General features: G+C 70.2%; 16 protein-coding genes and 1 pseudogene. 11 read left to right on the top strand and 6 right to left on the bottom strand.

The genetic code is table 11. The features are described from left to right. Window positions 1-14: 14 nt before the first annotated feature. Window positions 15-1,400 (bottom strand): serine/threonine-protein kinase, encoded by a 1,386-nt coding sequence (locus ACZ6TB_RS35805; protein WP_465562171.1) that lies wholly within the window; start codon window positions 1,398-1,400, stop codon window positions 15-17. A 42-nt stretch (window positions 1,401-1,442) separates the two neighbouring features. Between ACZ6TB_RS35805 and ACZ6TB_RS35810 the strand changes: the two genes are divergently transcribed. Further along, complete coding sequence (locus ACZ6TB_RS35810; protein ID WP_465562173.1) at window positions 1,443-1,988, top strand: HXXEE domain-containing protein; 546 nt, start codon at window positions 1,443-1,445, stop codon at window positions 1,986-1,988. Window positions 1,989-2,149: 161 nt separating this feature from the next. Here ACZ6TB_RS35810 and ACZ6TB_RS35815 read toward each other — a convergent pair whose 3' ends face one another. Next, window positions 2,150-3,511 carry an MFS transporter gene (locus ACZ6TB_RS35815; RefSeq protein WP_465562175.1) on the bottom strand — a complete coding sequence of 454 codons (1,362 nt, stop codon included), beginning with the start codon at window positions 3,509-3,511 and terminating at the stop codon, window positions 2,150-2,152. Window positions 3,512-3,520: 9 nt separating this feature from the next. After that, entirely contained in the window at window positions 3,521-4,429 is a 909-nt protein-coding gene (locus ACZ6TB_RS35820) for a helix-turn-helix transcriptional regulator (RefSeq protein ID WP_465562176.1), read from the bottom strand. Between the two features lie 188 nt (window positions 4,430-4,617). Here ACZ6TB_RS35820 and ACZ6TB_RS35825 point away from each other — a divergent pair, with 188 nt between their 5' ends. The 5 genes from ACZ6TB_RS35825 to ACZ6TB_RS35845 are packed head-to-tail and all read left to right on the top strand — an operon-like array spanning window position 4,618 to window position 11,755. After that, entirely contained in the window at window positions 4,618-7,443 is a 2,826-nt protein-coding gene (locus ACZ6TB_RS35825) for an alpha-L-rhamnosidase (RefSeq protein WP_465562177.1), read from the top strand. Window position 7,444: 1 nt separating this feature from the next. Then, window positions 7,445-8,758, top strand: a complete 1,314-nt coding sequence (locus ACZ6TB_RS35830; RefSeq protein ID WP_465562179.1) for an ABC transporter substrate-binding protein — start codon at window positions 7,445-7,447, stop codon at window positions 8,756-8,758. Between the two features lie 5 nt (window positions 8,759-8,763). After that, window positions 8,764-9,684, top strand: coding sequence for a carbohydrate ABC transporter permease (locus tag ACZ6TB_RS35835; protein ID WP_465562180.1), 921 nt, complete (start codon window positions 8,764-8,766; stop codon window positions 9,682-9,684). Then, window positions 9,681-10,532: a carbohydrate ABC transporter permease gene (locus ACZ6TB_RS35840; protein WP_465562182.1), complete on the top strand. Its 852-nt coding sequence runs from the start codon at window positions 9,681-9,683 to the stop codon at window positions 10,530-10,532. Before ACZ6TB_RS35835 ends, ACZ6TB_RS35840 begins: the two co-directional genes overlap by 4 nt. A gap of 38 nt (window positions 10,533-10,570) precedes the next feature. Further along, on the top strand, window positions 10,571-11,755 hold the full coding sequence (locus tag ACZ6TB_RS35845) for a PP2C family protein-serine/threonine phosphatase (protein ID WP_465562184.1): 1,185 nt from the start codon (window positions 10,571-10,573) through the stop codon (window positions 11,753-11,755). On the opposite strand, the gene ACZ6TB_RS35850 is transcribed toward ACZ6TB_RS35845, so the two are convergent. Next, a complete protein-coding gene (locus tag ACZ6TB_RS35850; RefSeq protein WP_465562185.1) occupies window positions 11,731-12,741 on the bottom strand; it encodes a molybdopterin-dependent oxidoreductase in 1,011 nt (336 codons plus the stop codon). The two genes, ACZ6TB_RS35845 and ACZ6TB_RS35850, sit on opposite strands and share 25 nt — an antisense overlap. A gap of 134 nt (window positions 12,742-12,875) precedes the next feature. Between ACZ6TB_RS35850 and ACZ6TB_RS35855 the strand changes: the two genes are divergently transcribed. Continuing rightward, window positions 12,876-14,144 (top strand): neutral zinc metallopeptidase, encoded by a 1,269-nt coding sequence (locus ACZ6TB_RS35855; protein ID WP_465562186.1) that lies wholly within the window; start codon window positions 12,876-12,878, stop codon window positions 14,142-14,144. Here the strand turns inward: ACZ6TB_RS35855 and ACZ6TB_RS35860 are convergent, their stop codons facing one another. After that, complete coding sequence (locus ACZ6TB_RS35860) at window positions 14,145-14,936, bottom strand: phosphatase PAP2 family protein (protein ID WP_465562188.1); 792 nt, start codon at window positions 14,934-14,936, stop codon at window positions 14,145-14,147. Between the two features lie 210 nt (window positions 14,937-15,146). Here ACZ6TB_RS35860 and ACZ6TB_RS35865 point away from each other — a divergent pair, with 210 nt between their 5' ends. The 4 genes and pseudogenes from ACZ6TB_RS35865 to ACZ6TB_RS35880 all read left to right on the top strand — a co-directional run bounded on the left by ACZ6TB_RS35865 (window position 15,147) and on the right by ACZ6TB_RS35880 (window position 18,127). Then, window positions 15,147-15,617 (top strand): molybdenum cofactor biosysynthesis protein, encoded by a 471-nt coding sequence (locus tag ACZ6TB_RS35865; protein ID WP_465562189.1) that lies wholly within the window; start codon window positions 15,147-15,149, stop codon window positions 15,615-15,617. Beyond that, window positions 15,614-16,333: an MBL fold metallo-hydrolase gene (locus ACZ6TB_RS35870; protein WP_465562190.1), complete on the top strand. Its 720-nt coding sequence runs from the start codon at window positions 15,614-15,616 to the stop codon at window positions 16,331-16,333. Before ACZ6TB_RS35865 ends, ACZ6TB_RS35870 begins: the two co-directional genes overlap by 4 nt. A gap of 92 nt (window positions 16,334-16,425) precedes the next feature. Further along, window positions 16,426-16,944 (top strand): GNAT family N-acetyltransferase, encoded by a 519-nt coding sequence (locus ACZ6TB_RS35875; RefSeq protein WP_465562371.1) that lies wholly within the window; start codon window positions 16,426-16,428, stop codon window positions 16,942-16,944. A gap of 531 nt (window positions 16,945-17,475) precedes the next feature. Next, window positions 17,476-18,127 (top strand): annotated as a pseudogene (locus ACZ6TB_RS35880) (transposase). A gap of 90 nt (window positions 18,128-18,217) precedes the next feature. On the opposite strand, the gene ACZ6TB_RS35885 reads toward ACZ6TB_RS35880, so the two are convergent. Further along, complete coding sequence (locus ACZ6TB_RS35885) at window positions 18,218-18,664, bottom strand: hypothetical protein (protein ID WP_465562192.1); 447 nt, start codon at window positions 18,662-18,664, stop codon at window positions 18,218-18,220. Window positions 18,665-18,869: the final 205 nt, after the last annotated feature.

An 18,869-nucleotide genomic window follows, 5' to 3' on the forward strand; every position in this document is an offset into this window, starting at 1 on the left:
TGCATCAACGTACATCAAAATGCCGCGGCGCTGGTCTCCCCCGTCTCGGCCCCGGCGATGCAGTGCAGGAGCCATGCGCCGTTCCCCGGCTGCTGGATCGGGAACGCGTCGCGGCGCCAGGCCTTGATGGTGGCCGGATTGCTGCTGCGGGCGGCCATCCGCGCGGCCGAGCAGGCGTCGGCGGCGGCGGGCAGGTTCAGGAGCTCGTCGGTGCGCACGTCGAGGGCGCCGGCCGGCAGCGGAATGGCCGCGAACGTCTCCCAGGAATGCGGCTCGGTGCATTTCTTCCTGGCGATGGGTTGCGCTTTCCCGCCGATCGACGTGGTGCCGGCCCAGCACATCGGCTCGACCGGGCACATCACCGGGCCGCACGCCGCGAAACCGGCGGCGGGGGCGCTTTTCGCGGTACCCGGAGAGGCTCCCGACCGATTGTCCTCATCACCGGGGCGGGCCACCCAGACCGCGACCGTCACTGCTACGACCACCACCGCGGCGGCCGCGGCGGCGGCGAGAATCGCATTCCGCCGTTTGGTGCGGGGTTTGGCCGGCGCCGCAATCGGGGGCCGCACGCCGTTCGGATGGGGCGCCGATCCGATTGCCGCCCTCGCGGCGGCGGCCAGGGCGGTCGCCGTCGGCCAGCGGTCGTTCTGCTCGGTGGCGAGTGCCCGTTGCACGACCTCGAGAACGGCGGGCGGCAGCGTCACCCCGATCGTGCGCGGCGCCGCCTGCAACCGCTGAAGGGCGACCGCATAGGGATTGTCGCCCACGAATGGCCGCTGCCCCGCGAGACACTCATAGGCGGTGAGCCCGAGCGAATAGATGTCGCTGCGGGCCGTGGCCGGCTGCCCCAGCACCTGCTCGGGCGCCAGGTAGCTGGGCGTGCCGAGGATCGCCCCGGACGCGGTGAGACGGCTCGCGTCCTCGTGCCGGGCGATGCCGAAGTCGGTGATGACCACCGAGCCGTCCGGCCGGATCAGCAGGTTGGCCGGCTTGATGTCGCGATGGACGATGCCCCGGTCGTGCACCGCCTGCAGGCCGTCGGCCGCGCCCGCGACGATCCGCATGGTGTCCTCGGGCGAGAGCCGCCCGGAGCGGGCCAGCAGCTGCGCCAGGGACTGGCCCTCGACGAGCTCCATCACCAGGAACGGGACGCTTCCCGCCGTACCGAAATCGTGGATGGAAGCCACCGCCGGATGATTCACCCGGGCCATCGACGTGGCCTCGGCCAGGAACCGGCGCGCGAAGTCCGGGTCGCCGGCCACCGCGGGCAGCATCACCTTGACCGCCACCGGACGCCCGAGCACCTCGTCGACGCCGCGCCAGACCTCACCCATGCCGCCCGCGCCGAGCCGCGCCTCGAGGCGATACCGATCGCCGAGCCTGACTCCCGGTTGCAGCATGCGGGACAGCTTAGGACCCGCCGTGCGGGCCAAGATGAGGGCATGACATCAAGCGACCGTACGGTGCCCGCGGCCGTCACCTGGGGCTTGCTGGCCGCGTGGCTCGTCCACGACGCCGAGGAACTGGCCACCATGCCCGGCTGGGTCGACCGCGCCCGGCCGCGCCTGCGCCGCCGCTTCCCCCGGGTGCCCGACCGGGTCTGGGACCGCATGCGGGTGACCCCGGCGCAGACCGCGGTGGCCATCGGCGCGATGGGCGTCCTGATGGCCGCGGCCGCGGCGAGCGGCGCCCGCACCGGCGGCCGGAGCCCGTTCTACCAGGCGGCGCTGGTCGGTTTCGGCGTGCACGCCGCCGGTCACGTCGCCCAGTCGGCCCTGACCCGCGGATATACGCCGGGCGTGGTGACCGCCCCGCTGGTGGCCGCACCGTTCTCGGTGTGGGCGCTGCGGCGTCTGCGCAAGGCCGGCGTACCGCTCGACACGGGCGCGCCGGCCCAGTCGGTGCTGCTGCTCCCGGCGGCGGTTCTCGCGTGCCAGGGGCTGGGCCGCCTGCTCGCGCCGAGCAGGCGGCCGGCTGGTCCGGCTTGAGCGCGGCCAGCCCGCCCTGAGCGCGGCCAGCCCGCCCTGAGCGCGGCCAACCCGCCCTGGGCGCGGCCAACCCGCCCTGAGCGCGACCAGCCGCCCTGAACGCCCGGCCGGCGGGCCGCTCTCGGTGCGACCGAACTCGACCGGGCGCGGCCGCGATCGGCCTACTGCGGCGACGAATCCGGCGGCTTCGGCGCATCCCCGGCCACCGCGACCGCCGGTTCCGGCTCCGGCGCCGGCGCGCGGCGGGGCATCAGCAGCAGGGCCGCCAGGCCGAGCACGCAGCACCCGACGATGTACCAGCTGATGCCGGTGCTCGAGCCGGTCTCCTGCAGGATCTTGGTGGCGATCAGCGGGGCCGGGCCGCCGGCGATCACGGACGCCAGCTGGTAACCGAGTCCGGCCCCGGAATAGCGGATGTTGGTGCCGAAACCCTCGGCGATCAGGGCCGCCTGGGGGCCGTACTGCATGTCGTGGAAGATCAGCGACACCACGATGGCGATCAGGATCAGCGCGGATTCCTTGGTGTTCAGCAGTCCGAAGTAGGGGAACGCGAACAACCCCGTCAGCACGATCCCCGTGCCATAAACACGTCTACGTCCGTAAATATCGGATAGATGGCCGAAGAGCGGCACGCTGATCAGGCCGACCAGGGCCGCGATCAAGATGTAGTCCAGCAACCCGTCCCGGGCCAGCCCCAGCTGTTTCGTGCCATAGGTGAGGACGAACGACGTGAACAGGTAGAACGGCGCCTGCTCGCCCAGCCGCACGAAGGCGGAGCTGATGATGGTCGGCCACTCGTTGCGCACGACGTCGACCAGTGGCCGGCGCACGACCGCCGAGGCCGAGCGGACGGCCATGAACTCGGGGCTCTCCAGCACGCGCAGGCGAACGTACAGCCCGACCGCGATCAGCACGAGGCTGAGCAGGAACGGGATCCGCCAGCCCCAGGAGTCGAAGTTCGGCCCGGTCCAGTCGGTCATCAACCGCACGACGCCGGTCGAGGTCACCAGGCCCAGCGGCACGCCGAGCTGCGGCCAGCTGGCCATCAGCCCGCGCCTTTTCCGCGGACCCCATTCCATCGAGAGCAGCACCGAGCCGCCCCACTCGCCGCCGACGCCGATGCCCTGGCCGATGCGCAGCAGGACGAGCAGGATCGGCGCGGCGTACCCGATCGTGTGATAGGTCGGCAGCACGCCGATCAGCGCCGTCGCCACGCCCATCAGCAGCAGGGTCGCGATCAGCGTCGCCTTCCGGCCGATCCGGTCGCCGTAATGGCCGAAGATCGCGGCGCCGACCGGGCGGGCCGCGAAGCCGACGAACTGCGTGCCGAACGACAGCAGGATGCCGGTGAAGGCCGCCTGTTTCGGGAAGAACAGCGCCGGAAAGATCAGCGACGCCGCCGTGTTGTACAGGAAGAAGTCGTACCACTCGATGGTCGTGCCGACGGTACTGGCGACGACCGCGCGCCGCCTTTGAACCAGGGAAGAATCGACCATGGTCGCCTCCAGCAGATTGGCGGCCATCTACCCAGATCAATGCCCGTTCAAACCATGCTTCAGCGACTTGGTGAAGCGGGCCCGATAGGTGGACGCGCTCAGGCCGAAGTGCGACTTGAACCGCCGGGCGAAGTAGTTCTGGTCGGGCCAGCCGACCGATTCGCCGATCCGGTTGATCGGGTGATCGGTGTGCAGCAACTGGGCCGCCGCCAGCTCGACCCGCTGGCGGGACAGGTACGCCATCGGCGGCAGCCCGGTGGCCGACTTGAACAGCCGCACGAGATAGCCCGGCGCCACGTGCAGGGCGGTGGCCAGCTCGGTCAGCGTCCAGTGGTACGCCGGCTTCTCCTCCATCAGCCGCATCGCGTCCAGCACCGCCGGATGGGTCTCGCTCGGCCCCTCCGCGGACACCGGCGCGATGGCCCGGGCCAGGCAGCTGAGGAACAACGTCAGCCGCCCGATGAGATCGCCGCGATACGACGGCAACGGCGCCCCGCGCAGGTCGTGCAGCCGTTCCAGATGCTCGACGCACTCGGCGAAGGCGTCCCCCGCCAGGTGCGCGGTCAGGATGCCGCGACGCTGTTCCGCGTACGGGCCGGTCCAGAGCAAATGTCCCAGCTGGGAATCCTCGCGCGTCCACGCCAGCTCACGCCGCAGCAACTCCGGCGAGAAGCAGCAGTTGTAGAGGTCGAGATGGACACAGTCCTCGTACCCGTGCCAGACGCCGGGCCGCAGCACGAGCACGTCGCCGATCGCGAGCTGCTGCCGGCCGGCCAGGCTGCGCTGGGCGCCCTCGCCGCCCATCACCACGGCGATCTCGACGAAGCTGTGCGTGTGGATGGGGTGGACGTCTTCGTGCAGGTAGTGCCCCGCGAACGCCAGCGAACCGTCGATGAAGTGCAGCAACGTGCGGGTCTGCTCCACCGGGAAGACGTCGGCGTCCATGCCGCACCGTACCGCCGAGGTGAATTTCGTGCTACCTCCGGTTCAGTTCGGGCTATGTCGTGACCTGCGCCACCCCGCAGGATCGGGTGCAGGCGAAACCTTCCCGCCATACCCCCGAAACATTGTGACCAATCTCTGTACAGCGGTTCTTGAATCGTTTCACGATCTGAAGCCAGCAATGGAGCGCCATGCCCGCCTCAGCAGCACCGACCGACCTCCGCTTCGAACACCACCCGGCCGACCGTCCGGTGCTGGGCCTCGGCATCGCGGCCCCGCGCCTGTCCTGGCAGATCCCCGCGGCCCCGGACGACTGGGCGCAGGCCCGCTACGAGATCGAGACAACCCGCGACGGCGCGCCCGAGACCCATTCCTTCGCGTCGGGCGAGCAGATCCTGGTGCCGTGGCCGGGCACTCCTTTGACTTCCAAGGAGCAGGCGACCGTACGCGTACGAGTGGGCGACGCCACCACCTGGAGCGACTGGTCGGCCCCCGCCACCGTCGAGGCCGGCCTGCTCGGCACGAGCGACTGGACGGCCCGGTTCGTCAGCCCCCGCGACATCGGCGGCATCGGCGACCCGGCCCCCATCGTCTCCGCCGAGATCGACGTGCCCGCCGACGTGGTCAAGGCCCGCCTCTACGCCACCGCCCACGGCCTCTACGTGGCCCGCATCAACGGCGCCCGGGTCGGCGACGAGCAGCTGGCTCCGGGTTGGACCGCCTACCAGCACCGGTTGCGCTACCAGACCCACGACGTGACGTCGCTGGTGAAGGCGGGCGCCAACCGCCTGGAGATCCTGCTCGGCAACGGCTGGTTCCGGGGACGTCTCGGCTTCCAGGGCCGGCACGCGGTCTACGGCGACCGCTTGGCGGCTCTGGCCCAGCTGGAGGTCGAGACGGCGGACGGCAGCGTCCACGTGCTCAGCACCGACGGGAGCTGGACCGCCCGCCCGAGCCACATAACCACCGACGACCTCTATGACGGCCAGACCACCGATTATCGCGAAATTTCGGGCAAGGGAGGGGTCGGCAGCGTGGGCGCGGGCAGCGCTGGCGCGGGCAGCGCGGTCGACGTGCTCGATGCCGATCTCGCGGTCCTGGTCGCCCCCGATGGGCCGCCCGTGCGGATCACCGAGATTCTCCCCGCGCAGGAAATCATCACCTCTCCCAGCGGCAAGACGATCGTCGACTTCGGGCAGAATCTGGTCGGCTGGGTGCGTCTCACCATCCGTGGCGGCAACGAAGGCGACACGATCACGCTGAGGCACGCCGAGGTGCTCGAGGACGGCGAGCTCGGCGTCCGCCCCCTGCGCACGGCCAAGGCGACCGACACCTTCGTCCTCGCCGGGCCGGAAGAGACGACCCTCGAACCGGAGCTGACCTTCCACGGCTTCCGGTACGCCGAGGTAAGCGGAACAGGGTTCCGGAAAGAGGACATCGAGGCCGTCGTCGTCGGGACGGACCTCCGGCGGACCGGGTGGTTCGCGTCGTCGCACGAGCTGCTCGACAAGTTTCACGAGAACGTCGTCTGGGGCATGCGCGGCAACTTCGTCGACGTCCCCACCGACTGCCCCCAGCGCGACGAGCGGCTCGGCTGGACGGGGGACATCCAGGTCTTCTCCCCCACCGCGAGCTTCCTGTTCGACACCGCCGGCTTCCTCGGCAACTGGCTCGCCGACCTGGCCGCCGAGCAGCAGAAGGACGGCTCCGTCCCGTACGTCATCCCCGATGTGATCCGCCGCCCGGGGCCGGCCACCGCCGCCTGGGGTGACGCCGCCACCATCGTGCCATGGGTGCTCTACCAGCGCACCGGCGACCGGGACCTGCTCGAGCGGCAGCTGCCGAGCATGCGCGGCTGGGTCGACAGGATGGCCGCGCTGGCCGGGCCGAGCCTGCTCTGGTCGGGCGGCTTCCAGTTCGGCGACTGGCTCGACCCGACCGCCCCGCCCGAGGACCCGTTCCGGGCCAAGGCCGACCCCGACGTCATCGCCACCGCGCACCTGGCCCGGAGCGCCGAGATCGTCTCGCTGGCGGCCGAGGTGGCGGGGGACGCCGACACCGCGCGCGAGTACGGCGAACTGGCGGCCAAGGTGCGGCAGGCGTTCGTCCGGGAGTACGTGACGCCGGGCGGCCGGGTGCTCGGCGACGCGGCCACCACGTACGCCCTCGCCCTGCAGTGGGCCCTTCTTCCCGACCCCGGGCAGCGCCGCAACGCCGGCGAACGACTGGCCGACCTGGTGCGGGCGGCCGGGTTCCGGATCAGCACCGGGTTCGTCGGCACCCCGCTGATGACCGACGCGCTGGCCGACGCCGGGCACCCCGATCTCGCGTACCGGCTGCTGCTCCAGACCGGATGCCCCTCCTGGCTCTACTCGGTGACCATGGGCGCCACCACGGTCTGGGAGCGGTGGGACAGCATGCTCCCGGACGGCTCGATCAACCCCGGCGAGATGACCTCGTTCAACCACTACGCGCTCGGTGCGGTCGCCGACTGGCTGCACCGGCGGGTGGCGGGCCTGGCCCCGGGCGCCCCCGGTTACCAGCTGATCGAGGTGCGGCCGCTGGCGGACACGCGTCTGACCAGCGCGTCGGCCCGGCACGTGACCCCCTACGGCGAGGCCTCGGTGGCCTGGGAACGCTCGGGGGGCGAACTGCACCTCACCGTCGTGGTCCCGGTGGGTGCGACGGCCACGGTGGTGATCCCCGGGGAGGACCAGGAGCGGCACGTACGCCACGGGCGTCACGAATGGCGAGCTGCCGACCCGTACGGGCACCAGGCAAGCCCCACCACCACCGAGGGCACCGTCCGGCAGTTGATGGACCACGAACCCAGCTGGGATCGCCTGGTCTCGGCCGCCGTGGAATCGGGCGTCGCGGCCGGCGAGGCCGCGCTCGCCGATCGCCTCAAGCCCTTCTTCGACGCGCCGGCGACCACCGTCGTCGACGCCGCCACCGCGGACGGTTTCATCCCGGGCGCCGACCGGATGCGCGCCCTCTACTCCCCCGGAGGTAACTGACATGAGAAAACGCCACATAGCGATCGCCCTGCTCGCCGCCGGCTCGCTGGCGCTGACCGGCTGCTCGGCCGGCAGCCTCGGCTCCAGCGACGACTCGAGCGGCGGCAAGGTCAGCATCTCGTACCTGGTCGACAACCAGCAGGAGACGCTCAAGGTCGCCAACCAGCTGGTCAAGGACTTCACCGCGAAGAATCCGAACATCGAGATCAAGGTCGAGAGCCGGCCGCAGGGCACCGACGGCGACAACCTGGTCAAGACCCGGCTGTCGACCGGCGACATGAGCGACGTCTTCGCGTACAACTCGGGCTCGCTCTTCCAGGCGCTCGCGCCGGAGAAGAACCTCGTTCCGTACGACGACACCCAGAACATCGGCAACCTCGACAAGAACTTCGCCACCACGGTCACCACGAACGGCAAGGTCTACGGCGTGCCGATGGGCGGCTTCATGGCCGGCGCCATCCTCTACAACAAGGACGTGTACGCGAAGCTCGGCCTCCAGGCCCCGAAGACCTGGACCGACTTCATCGCCAACAGCAAGAAGATCAAGGACTCCGGCGTCGACCCGGTGATCCAGTCGTACGGCGAGACCTGGACGTCGCAGCTGTTCGTGCTCGGCGACTTCGCCAACGTGCTCACCGCCGACCCGCAGTTCGCCGACAAGTACACGAAGAACCAGGCCAAGTACGCGACCACCCCGGCCGCCCTGGCCGGCTTCCAGCACCTGCAGGAGGTGCACGACCTCGGTTACGCGAACAAGGACTTCGCCTCGGCCAAGCTCCCGGACGCCCTGCGCTACCTCGCCCAGGGCAAGGGCGCGCAGTACCCGATCCTGTCCGCCATGCTGAGCCAGCTGATCGCCGACAACCCGGGCACCGAGAACAAGATCGGCCTGTTCGCGATCCCCGGCACCGACGCGGCGAAGAACAACCTGACCGTCTGGGCCCCGGGCGGCGTCTACATCCCGAAGACCACGACCGGCGCCAAGCTCGACGCGGCCAAGAAGTTCGTCGCGTACATCGCCACCCCGGACGGCTGCGCCTCGCAGACCGCCGCCACCCAGCCCACCGGCCCGTACGCGGTGAAGGGCTGCACCCTGCCGGACTCGGTTCCGCAGGCGGTCAAGGACATGCAGACGTACATCGACAGCGGCAGCTCCAACCTCGCCCTCGAGTTCCTCTCCCCGGTCAAGGGCCCGGCGCTCGAGCAGATCTGTGTCGAGGTCGGCTCCGGCATCCGCAAGGCGGACGCGGGCGCGAAGCTGTATGACGAGGACGTGAAGAAGCAGGCTCAGCAGCTCGGATTGTCGGGCTGGTAATCGGAGTGACCACCACCGTGACCCGGTCCGCCCGGACGCGCAGCGACGCGTCCGTGGCGGGCCGGGTGCGGGCCAAGAGCCCGTACCCCCACTGGTTCTATGTCCCCGCCGCCGTGATCTACGGCGTGCTCTTCATCGTGCCGACGCTGATCGCCTTCTACTTCAGCCTCACCCGGTGGAGCATCTTCGACTCGAAGTTCATCGGGTTCGACAACTACGTGACGTTCTTCCAGGAGCCGGCGCTGGTCAGCAGCCTCTGGCACACGCTGATCTACGCGGTGGTCACCTCGAGCCTCAAGGTCGTGCTCGGCCTCGGGCTCGCGGTCCTGCTCACCTCGCAGATCATGGCCCGCGGCTACCTGCGCTCGGTGGTCTTCTTCCCGGTGCTGGTCTCCACGATCGGCGTCGGCCTGACCTTCACGGTCCTGATGAACCCCGAGCGCGGCCTGATCAACCAGTCCCTGGCGGCGATCGGCGTGCAGGGGCCGGGCTGGCTGACCGACCCGTCGTACGCGCTGCTGTCGGTCGCCCTGGTCGACGTCTGGAAGGGCGTCGGCCTGGCGACGCTGATCTACATCGCCGGCATCGTCTCGATCCCCCAGGAGTACTTCGAGGCCGCCCGCGTCGACGGCGCCGGGGCCTGGGAGAACTTCCGGCACATCGTGCTGCCGCTGGCCCGGCCGGCGACCGTCACCGTGATCACGCTGTCGCTGATCGGCGGGCTGCGGTCGTTCGACCTGATCTGGGCGATGACCCGCGGCGGCCCGGGCTTCACCTCCGACGTGATCGCGTCGGTGATCTACAAGCAGTACCAGGCCGGCTTCTACGGCCTGTCCACCGCCGGAAACGTGGTGCTGTTCCTCGTGGTGACGGCGATCGTGCTGCCGCTGTCCCGCTTCCTCAACCGCAAGGAGGTGGAGCTGTGACCGCCCCGCCGATCATGTCCCGCCGCCCCCGCAAGAACTTCCTGCTCAGCGCCGTGGCGATCGTCCTGTCGATCATCGTGTTCGTGGTGCCGTTCGCGTTCATCCTGCTGACCGCGATCAAGGACCGGCAGCAGGCCTCGCTGCTCGACTTCTCCTGGCCGCACCAGTTCCTGCTGGTGCAGAACTTCATCGACGTGGTTCAGGCCCGTGACTACATGCTGATCATCGCGTTCATCAACAGCACCATCCTCACGGTCGCCAGCGTGACCCTGATGGTGGTTTTCGGGGCGATGGTCGCGTTCGTCCTCCAGCGGCGCCGCAGCCGGTGGAACGTCCTGGTCAACGCCCTCGTGCTGGCCGGGCTGATCATCCCGCCGGCGGTCGTGCCGACGATCTGGGTGCTGCAGAAGCTCGGGCTGTTCCGCACGATGCCGGGCCTCATCCTGGTCGAGGTCGCCTTCGGCCTGGCCTTCGTGATCCTGCTGTTCCGGGCCTTCATCGGCACGATCCCGAAGGAGCTCGACGAGGCCGCCATCATCGACGGCGCCGGCCCGATGCGCCTGTTCTTCCGGGTGATCCTGCCGCTGCTCCGGCCGGTGATCGTGACGTCGATCGTGGTGCAGTCGGTCTTCGTCTTCAACGACTTCACCAACCCGCTGTACTTCCTGCCCGGCGACCAGAACGCGACCGTGCAGCTCACCCTCTACAACTTCGCGAGCCAGTACAACACCCAGTACAACCTGCTGTTCATGAACATCCTGCTGATCACGATCCCGCCGCTGATCATGTATCTGTTCTTCAACCGGCAGATCGTGGCCGGCATGACGGCGGGGGCGATCAAGGGCTGACTCGCCCTTCCGCGCCGCGCAGGGCAGGATGGGATTCGATGCTCGCGCCGATGGAGGCCGTACGCCGGCTCATGGATCTGCGGCACCGCGGACGGGCCGAGGACCTGCCCGCGGTGCTCACGGCGGCGGCCCCGCTGCTGGACGCCGACGCGGCCACCGTGCTGCTGATCGACTACGGGCAGGTCGCCCTGCACCCGCTGCACGGGAGCGCACCCGACGCCGAGTCGCTGTCGGTCGAGGAGACGCTCGCCGGCCGCGCCTTCACCAGTGCCCGGCAGCAGTGGCACGACGACGGGCTCCTCTGGCTTCCGCTGCTGCACGGCGCCGAGCGGCTCGGCGTCCTCGAGCTGCGGGTCAAGGGCCGCCCGACCGAGTCGGACCGGCACGACCTCGAGATCATCGCGGCGCTGGTCGCCGAGTTGATCGCGAGCCGCCGCTTCTACGGCGACGCGGTCGAGCACACCCGCCGGCGACTGCCCATGCAACTGGCCGCGGAGATCATCTGGAACCAGCTGCCGCCGCTCACCTTCGCGGTCGACGGCACGATCGTCACCGCCGTGCTCGAGCCCTGCTACGAGGTGGGCGGCGACGCGTTCGACTACGCGGCCAACGCCGACGCCCTGCACGTGGCGCTGTTCGACACGGTCGGCCACGGCATGAGCGCCAGCGCGCTGACCACGCTGACGCTGAACACGTACCGCAACGCCCGCCGGTCCGGGCTCTCCCTGGCCGACACGTGCCGGTCGCTGGACAAGTGGATCCACGCCCAATATCCCGGCGCCTTCGTCACCGCGCTGGTGGCCGAGCTGGACATCGCCACCGGCGTCTACCGCCGGGTCAGCGCCGGGCACCCGGCCGAGCTGTTCCTGCGCGCCGGCCGGGCCCTCCCGCAGCTGCCGGCGCCCAACACGCTGCCGCTCGGCCTCGGCCACATGATCGGCCGGCCGCCGCGGGTGATCGAGACCCAGCTCGAGCCCGGCGACACGCTCGTCCTCTACACCGACGGCATCACCGAGGCCCGCGACGCGTCGGGCACGCTCTTCGGCGTCGAGAAGCTCGGCGATTTCCTGCTGGACGCCCTCAACCAGGGCATCCCGGCGCCGGAGACCATGCGGCGTCTGGTGCAGGCGATCATCTCGTACGAGGAGGGCGAGCTCCGCGACGACGCCACCGCCGCCATGCTCCAATGGCGCCGCCCTCAGGTCAGCGGGAACACCGACTGAGCCCAGGGCGGGCGGCTCGACGGCTGGATCGACGTCACCCACTTGACCCACCAGAAGCCGCGGCGGCCCGGGGCCACGATGCGGGCCGGGAAGCCGTGGCCGTAGGTCAGGGGCTCGCCGCCGACGGCGGTCACCAGCCACACGTCGTCCAGGGTGCCGGCGCCGAACCAGCGGGCGTAACCGGTGGCCGAGCGGACCTCGACGCTGCGCTTGCCGGTCATCGGCGTGCCGGCGGCGGCCAGCACCGCGCTCAGCCGGACCCCGTCCCAGTGCTGCTCGCTGTACCAGCCGCTGGTGCAGTCGAGCACCGCGGCGAAGCGCTCGTGCGGCAGGCCGTTGACCATGGCGAGGTCGAGCGTGGCCGCGCCCACCCGGACCGTCCACGTCGCCGGGTCGAGGCGCTGGACCGCGTCGTCGAACCAGGCCGTGACCTCGAGATCTTCTTTCGGGACCGAACCGCTGAACCGCCGATCGGCCGCCGCGCCCGTGTCCCAGGCGGCGGTGGCCACGCCGGCGCCCGCCCCGAGCACGGCCAGCCGCAGCAGCGCCCGGCGGTCGGCGTCGGCCCGGCGCGGGCGCACGGCGTGCCCGAGGAAGTGGCCGGCCAGCGCGAGCAGCGCGCCGACGGCCGCTCCCACGTGGATCTGCATGAGCGTGAGCGGGCCGACGAACTCGACCCGACCGGTCGAGTGGAGCAGGCCGCTGCCGACGGTGACCAGCACGAAGAACAGCAGCGCCAGCGACAGCGCCTTGGCGCCCCGGCCGCGGCGCTTCTTGCCCAGGCCGCGCCGGATCACGACGTACTTCCAGGGCGCGAGCAGCAGGATCGCCAGCGCCGCGGCGGCATGCAGCTGGATCAGGTCGAGCGGCCAGTTCACCCCGATCGTGTTGGCCGCGACGCCGCTCAGCGCGCCCACGGCGAGCAGCAGGCCGAGGGCGAGATCGACCCGGCGCCCGCCCTGCCGTGACCGGAGACTCACCCGCATGGCGGAACGCTAGCGCGGCGGGGTTGCGACGATTGGCTATCTGTGAGGTGGGGAACAACGCAAGGGGCGAGAGGAGACTCGATGCGGGCGGTGCGGATCGGGGCAGTGGCGGTGGCTCTGGTGGTCGCGGCCGCGTGCGGGCTCGCGCCCACGCCCGACGACCAGCAGGCGGCGCCGACCACCAAGGCGACCAAACCGTCGTCGGACGTGGTCACCCGGTCGCTGACCGACGTCGAGCGCTACTGGAAGGGCGAGTTCCCAAGCTGGCCGCGGGCAAGATCTTTCGGCCGGTACGGGGCGGCTTCCACCCGTACACGAAAAGGACCCCGCCCCCCGACTGCGGTGGGCAGTCCGCGGGTTATCAGCCGAATGCGTTCTACTGCCCGGACGGCGACTACATCGCGTGGGACGCGCAGGTCCTGATCCCGCAGCTCCAGGAGGACTTCGGACCGCTGCTGGTCGGGGTCGTGATGGCGCACGAGTACGGGCACGCGGTCCAGGCCCGGCTGGGCGACACCGACCAGCCCACCGTCGTGCTCGAGCAGCAGGCCGACTGCTTCGCCGGCGCGTGGCTCGCCGACGTGCAGGCCGGTCACTCGGCCGCGTTCAAGAACGTCACGCCCGCCCAGCTCGACGACACCGTGGCCGGCCTGCTCATGCTGCGCGACCAGCCGGGCACGCCGGCCGTCGCCGAGGGCGCGCACGGCAACGCGTTCGACCGGATCCGGGCGTTCCAGGAGGGCATCCAGCAGGGCCCGAAGACGTGCGCCGGGTACGACGCCGACAACCTGGTGGTCACCGAGGTGCCGTTCAGCACCCGGGAGGAGGCGGAGTCGGGCGGCGACCTGCCGTACACCGACGCGGTCAACCTGCTCGCCCAGGACGCCGAGAACTACTGGACGCGGACGTTCCCCGAGCTGGCCGACGACCAGCCGTGGCGGCCGGTGAAGGTGGAGGCGTTCGAGGCGGGCTCGCCGCCGGACTGCGACGACCCGGACGCGACCGCCGACGGCGCGGCGTTCTACTGCCCGGCCGGCGGGTTCGTGGCCTTCGACAACGCCGACCTCGGGCCGACCCTCTACGACCGGATCGGGGACTTCGCGATCGGCATGCTGCTCGGCGACCTGTTCGCCCGGGCGGCCCAGGTGCAGCGGGGCGAGTCGACCCGCGACAAGGCCGGTCAGCTCACCGTCGACTGCCTGGCCGGCTCGTGGACCAACGACCTGCTCACCCGGGACGAGGAGACCAACAAGGGGGTACGGCTCTCGCCGGGTGACCTGGACGAGGCGGTGGCCGCGCTGCTCGCCTTCGGGCGCGCCGGCGACGGGGCCGGTCCCTCGGCGTTCGACCGTATCACCGCGTACCGGAAAGGCGTCCTGGAAGGCACCGGCGTCTGCCTCTGATCAGCTCTCGCCTACTCGGGGTTTCGGAATGGCGGCCTGCGACGCGCGCAACGTGGCCGCCGCGCGACCGGAGAGAACCCAGGCGACCAGGCCGAGCAGCGCCGTCGCCACCAGGGCGTCGAGCCAGTAGTGGTTGCCGGTGGCGACGACCACCAGCAATGTGATCACCGGGTGGGCCAGCCACAGCCAGCGCCACCGGCCCTTGGTCGCGCCGATCAGCGCGATCGCCACCGCGAGGGCCCAGCCGACGTGCAGGGACGGCATCGCCGCGTACTGGTTGGTGAGCGTGTCGCTGCTCGGCGAGCCGTAGACCGCCGGGCCGAACAGCCGGCCGGTGTCGAGCATGCCGACGGCGGAGAGCATGCGCGGCGGCGCGAGCGGGAACAGCAGATGCACGACCAGGGAGGACGCGGTGAGCCAGGCGAGCAGCCGGCGGGTGGCCACGTAACGCTCCGGACGCCGGACGTAGAGCCAGATCAGAGCGGCGGCGGTCGCCGGGAAGTGGACGTACGCGTAATAGCAGTTGGCGATCTTGATCAGCCACTCCTGGCCGATAACCGCCTGCTGCAGGCCGTACTCGCTCGGCAGGTGCAGCAGCCGTTCGAGCCGCCACACGTTCTGCGCGTTCTCGAGGGCCTCGCCGACATGCCCGTCGGCGGCAACCCGGCCGACCTTGTACGCCATGAACAGCACCGCGACGAGCAGGATCTCGTAGAGCGCGCGCCGGACGGCGGACCTCCGCCGAACGCCTGCGACCGATTCGCCGGTGGTCTCCTCCGTCAGCAGACTCATCGCGCGCCCCTCCCCCCGGCCCCGGCTGTGCGATCCGAGCGGAACTATTTGTCGGTTTTGAAGATCCGTTTCGGTGACCGGCCTGCGATCTTCGCAGATGCCCGCAACGGTGCGGTATGACGTCCTTCACCTGAGAGAGTCATGTCGTTAACCTGTGACCAAGCGTTCGGCCTGGTCGAGCCGTTGGGTGTCGGGAATTAGACTTCCGGCGTGCCGTCGATCGTCGAGTTGCTCGCCTCCGGTGTTCATCGGTTCGAGGGACGGCCCGGTGACGGTCCCGCGCCTGCTCCTCCGGGTGAGCTGGTCTCGGCCGTACGCATCAGGGCCGGCCTTGGCATCGTCGGCGACCGCTATTTCGGCAAGCCGGCCCACCACGACGCGAGCGTGACGGTGATCGCCCAGGAGTCCCTGCCGTTCGGCACAGGCTTGGCGGCGGTCCGCCGCAACATCCTGGTCACCGGCATCCCCGTCGACGACCTGGTCGGCCGGATCCTGTCCCTCGACTCGGGCGACGGCCCGGTCCGCCTGCAGGTGAACCGCAAGGCTCACCCGTGCGCCTGGATGGACGTGACGGTCGGACCCGGAGCATGGAAGGCTTTGCGAGGCAAGGGCGGCGTCCGCTGCACGCCCCTCGACGACGGCACCCTGCGACTGGGCCCGGTAAAGGTCGTGATCACATGAACGCGCGCCCGCTCTCGCCCTCGCTGATCATGCTGCCCTTCCCGGTCGGCCACGCCTATCTCTGGCACTCCCCGTCCGGCCTGACGCTGATCGACACCGGCGTGCCCGGTTCGGCGCCGGCCATCGCGGCCGCACTGGCCGCGCTGGGCCATCGCCCCGCTTCGCTGCGCCGCATCCTGCTGACCCACTTCCACGGCGACCACACCGGCTCGGCCGCGGAGATCAAAACCTGGGGCGACATCGAGGTGTACGCCCACCGCCACGACGCCCCCATGATCAGGGGCCTGGAGGCCGGCCCGCCCCCCATCCTCACCTCGGACTGGGAACGGGAGCTGCACGCCCAGATCGCCGCCGGCAATGCCGGTGCGGCGCCGGTCGCCCCCGTCGACGTCGATCACGAGGTCGACGACGGCGACGAGATCGACCTGGGCGGCGGCGTCCGGGCCGTCTGCGTCGCCGTGCCCGGCCACACACCCGGCAGCGTCGCCTTCCACCTGCCCGAGCCGGGAGTCCTCTTCGCCGGCGACAGCATCGCCCGGGGTTTCGCCGGCGAGACGATGCTGGGCGTGTTCAACGCGGATCCGCCCGCCGCGCTCGCCTCGTTCCGCCGCCAGGCCGCCCTGTCCCCGCGCATCGCGTGCTTCGGCCACGGCGACCCGCTGACCGAGAACACCGCCGCCACCCTGCGGGCCGCGGCCGCTCGAGACTCGGCCTGACCATCTGTCCTCTCGCCACGCCGCCCGCCGTCCCCGCCGGCGCCCTCGCCGCCCACCCGCAGCCGGTACTGGCCGCGGCCGGGGGCCTCGTCCTGCGCCCGTGGGAGCCGTCCGACGCGCCGGCCTTCCTCGCGGCGTACCAGGACCCGGTGATCCGCCACTGGCACCCGCGGCAGCCGGTGTCCGAGGACGAGGTGCGGGAGTGGTTCGCGAATTACCGCGAGAACTGGGCGACCGAGAAGGGAGCCAGCTGGGCGGTGACCCATGCCGGCCGTACGGTGCTCGGGCGGATGGCCATCGGAAGCCTCAACCTCGACGACGGCCTGGCCGGTTGCGGCTATTGGACGCTGCCCACCGCCCGCGGCCACGGCGTGGCGCCGCGAGCGCTGGGTGCGATCGCCACGTGGGCTCTCGGGGAGGCCGGTTTCCACCGGTTGCATTTGAGCCATTCGACCCGCAATGGTGCTTCGTGCCGCGTCGCCTCGAAGGCCGGGTTCCGCCTGGAGGGAACGAAACGCAGCGAGGCGGTGCACGCTGACGGGCGCCACGACATGCATTTGCACGCCCGCATCCGTGCCGACGAACAGGGCGACGGCGGCGGGCAGCCATAGCCGCGGATGGGGGGGCGCCGGGGTGGCTGGGCTGGCTTCCCTTTCGGTCTCGCTCCCGTTCCCGCTCCCGTTCCCGTTCCCGTTCCCGTTCCTGCTCCCTTCTCGCTCCCGTTCCCGTTCCCGCTCTCGCGGTAAGCGATGAAGAATTCGTGCTCGCTCGGCGCACGAATTCTTCATCGCTTACCGAGGTGAGCTGCTCGGGCCGGGCTGAAGCACGTTCCGCCGATCATTGCGCGTTTTCCACATCGGCGAGTTGTCCACAAGCTGAGCCGCCGGTTCGCGCGAAGTCCCAGCTTATCCGCCACAATGGCCAGCGGGGGCCTCCCCCAGTGGAGGGCGGGCCTGCGGACGGCGGGACTTGTGAACAGCGCGACTTGCGAACAGCGCGCGACTTGCGGAGTTCAGGCCCGTGACCACGGGAACTTGCGGACAACGGGCACGCGAACGGCGGGACTTAAAAGGTCCTAACACGATCTGCTGAATCGATGTTGACCAGCGCTGCGAGGTGAAGACCAGTCTCGTTCGGTTGTCGTGAGCAAGGCATGGGTCGTCGATGACGAGTTGTGGAAGCTGATCGAGCCGGCGCTGACGCCGTGGCCGGACAAGGCTCCGGGGCCGCGGCCGGTCCCGGACAGGCTGTGCCTGCAGGGCATCTTGTTCGTGTTGCATACCGGGATCGGCTGGGAAGATCTGCCGCAGGAACTCGGCTTCGCTTCCGGATCGATTGGTCGAGAGCGGCGATGGACGGCAGTCACATCGACGCGTAAAGGGGGGTGTCGGAACAGGCCCGTCGCCGGTCAACCGCGGGAAACCCGGCTCGAAGCATCATCTGATCTGCGACGGCGACGGCACCCCGATCTACGTGCCGACCAGCGGCGCGAACGTACCCGACATCAAACGCGCTGTTGATTTGCTCGACTGCTACCGGCCGGGACGACCCCGGCGCCGCTTCGCCACCCTGTTGGCCGACACGGCCTACAGCAGTGCGGCACCGATCATTCCCAAGCCGAAAACCACCGGGATCAAGGGCCTGGGCAAGCTGCGCTACGTCGTGGAGCAGACCTTCGCCCTGCTGCATCAGTTCCGCCGGCTCGCCGTGTGCTGGGAACGCAGACTCGACATCCACGACAGCGTGGTCAGCCTCGCCTGCGTCTTGATTTGCCGGCGCAGGTTGATCAACTGAACCGACCAGAGAGCGTGTTAAGAGCTTTTATGGCAAAGGAGGACGGGACCTGCAAGGTATGCCTGGCTTGACTTTCGGCCTGAGTGCCGGTTAGCGCGAACGCCGACGTCGGAGTCGGCTGCGCCACGTCCAGGGTTTCAGAACGATGACTCCGACCAGGAATGCGGCGGAGGACACGGCCAGGAATGCGGCCGGCTGCCGCCAGCTCTGCGTGTCGTCGATGCGGAAGATCTGACGGGCGACGTCGCGGGCGCGAACGGTGTCGCCGACCTGGGCACCCGGCTGTAATCCGTCCAAAGTCGTATGCCGGGCGATGGTTCTGCCGTCATCGCTGCGGAAGTACCCCTGCCATGCGCACCGTTGCCGCGGCGGCTGGTAACGATCGCACCCGTCCAGTTGGGTCAGGGTGAACGTGCCGGTGACGCCGCGGCCGTGTGTGGCCTTCCAGGCCGTTATCAGCTCGAATCCCGAACCGCACATCATGATGCCACCGATGATGACCCATCCGACTGCTATGACCGTCAGGCGGTGGGGCATGTCAGCGAGGCTTGTCGGCGGAGCAGGCGTTCTTCTTCATCTTCTACTCCCGCAGGCCCCTCTCGGAAAGTGCGGGCGTGTCCGGGCCGGCACGGCCTTTCGAGGAATGCTGCCCTTTCTCACCGAATATCCTTCGCCCACTATAGCTGTGCCGACCCGGTTCACGCTCGTGCGCGACTCACCAGGGCCAACCACCCGAGTCCGG

Source organism: Actinoplanes sp. NPDC051537 (assembly GCF_055586105.1).

Coding starts and splice junctions, on each gene's coding strand:
- ACZ6TB_RS35805 (WP_465562171.1), bottom strand. CDS start 1,400: ATGCTGCAACCGGGAGTCAGGCTCGGCGATCGGTATCGCCTCGAGGCG.
- ACZ6TB_RS35810 (WP_465562173.1), top strand. CDS start 1,443: ATGACATCAAGCGACCGTACGGTGCCCGCGGCCGTCACCTGGGGCTTG.
- ACZ6TB_RS35815 (WP_465562175.1), bottom strand. CDS start 3,511: ATGGCCGCCAATCTGCTGGAGGCGACCATGGTCGATTCTTCCCTGGTT.
- ACZ6TB_RS35820 (WP_465562176.1), bottom strand. CDS start 4,429: ATGGACGCCGACGTCTTCCCGGTGGAGCAGACCCGCACGTTGCTGCAC.
- ACZ6TB_RS35825 (WP_465562177.1), top strand. CDS start 4,618: ATGCCCGCCTCAGCAGCACCGACCGACCTCCGCTTCGAACACCACCCG.
- ACZ6TB_RS35830 (WP_465562179.1), top strand. CDS start 7,445: ATGAGAAAACGCCACATAGCGATCGCCCTGCTCGCCGCCGGCTCGCTG.
- ACZ6TB_RS35845 (WP_465562184.1), top strand. CDS start 10,571: ATGCTCGCGCCGATGGAGGCCGTACGCCGGCTCATGGATCTGCGGCAC.
- ACZ6TB_RS35850 (WP_465562185.1), bottom strand. CDS start 12,741: ATGCGGGTGAGTCTCCGGTCACGGCAGGGCGGGCGCCGGGTCGATCTC.
- ACZ6TB_RS35860 (WP_465562188.1), bottom strand. CDS start 14,936: ATGAGTCTGCTGACGGAGGAGACCACCGGCGAATCGGTCGCAGGCGTT.
- ACZ6TB_RS35870 (WP_465562190.1), top strand. CDS start 15,614: ATGAACGCGCGCCCGCTCTCGCCCTCGCTGATCATGCTGCCCTTCCCG.
- ACZ6TB_RS35885 (WP_465562192.1), bottom strand. CDS start 18,664: ATGCCCCACCGCCTGACGGTCATAGCAGTCGGATGGGTCATCATCGGT.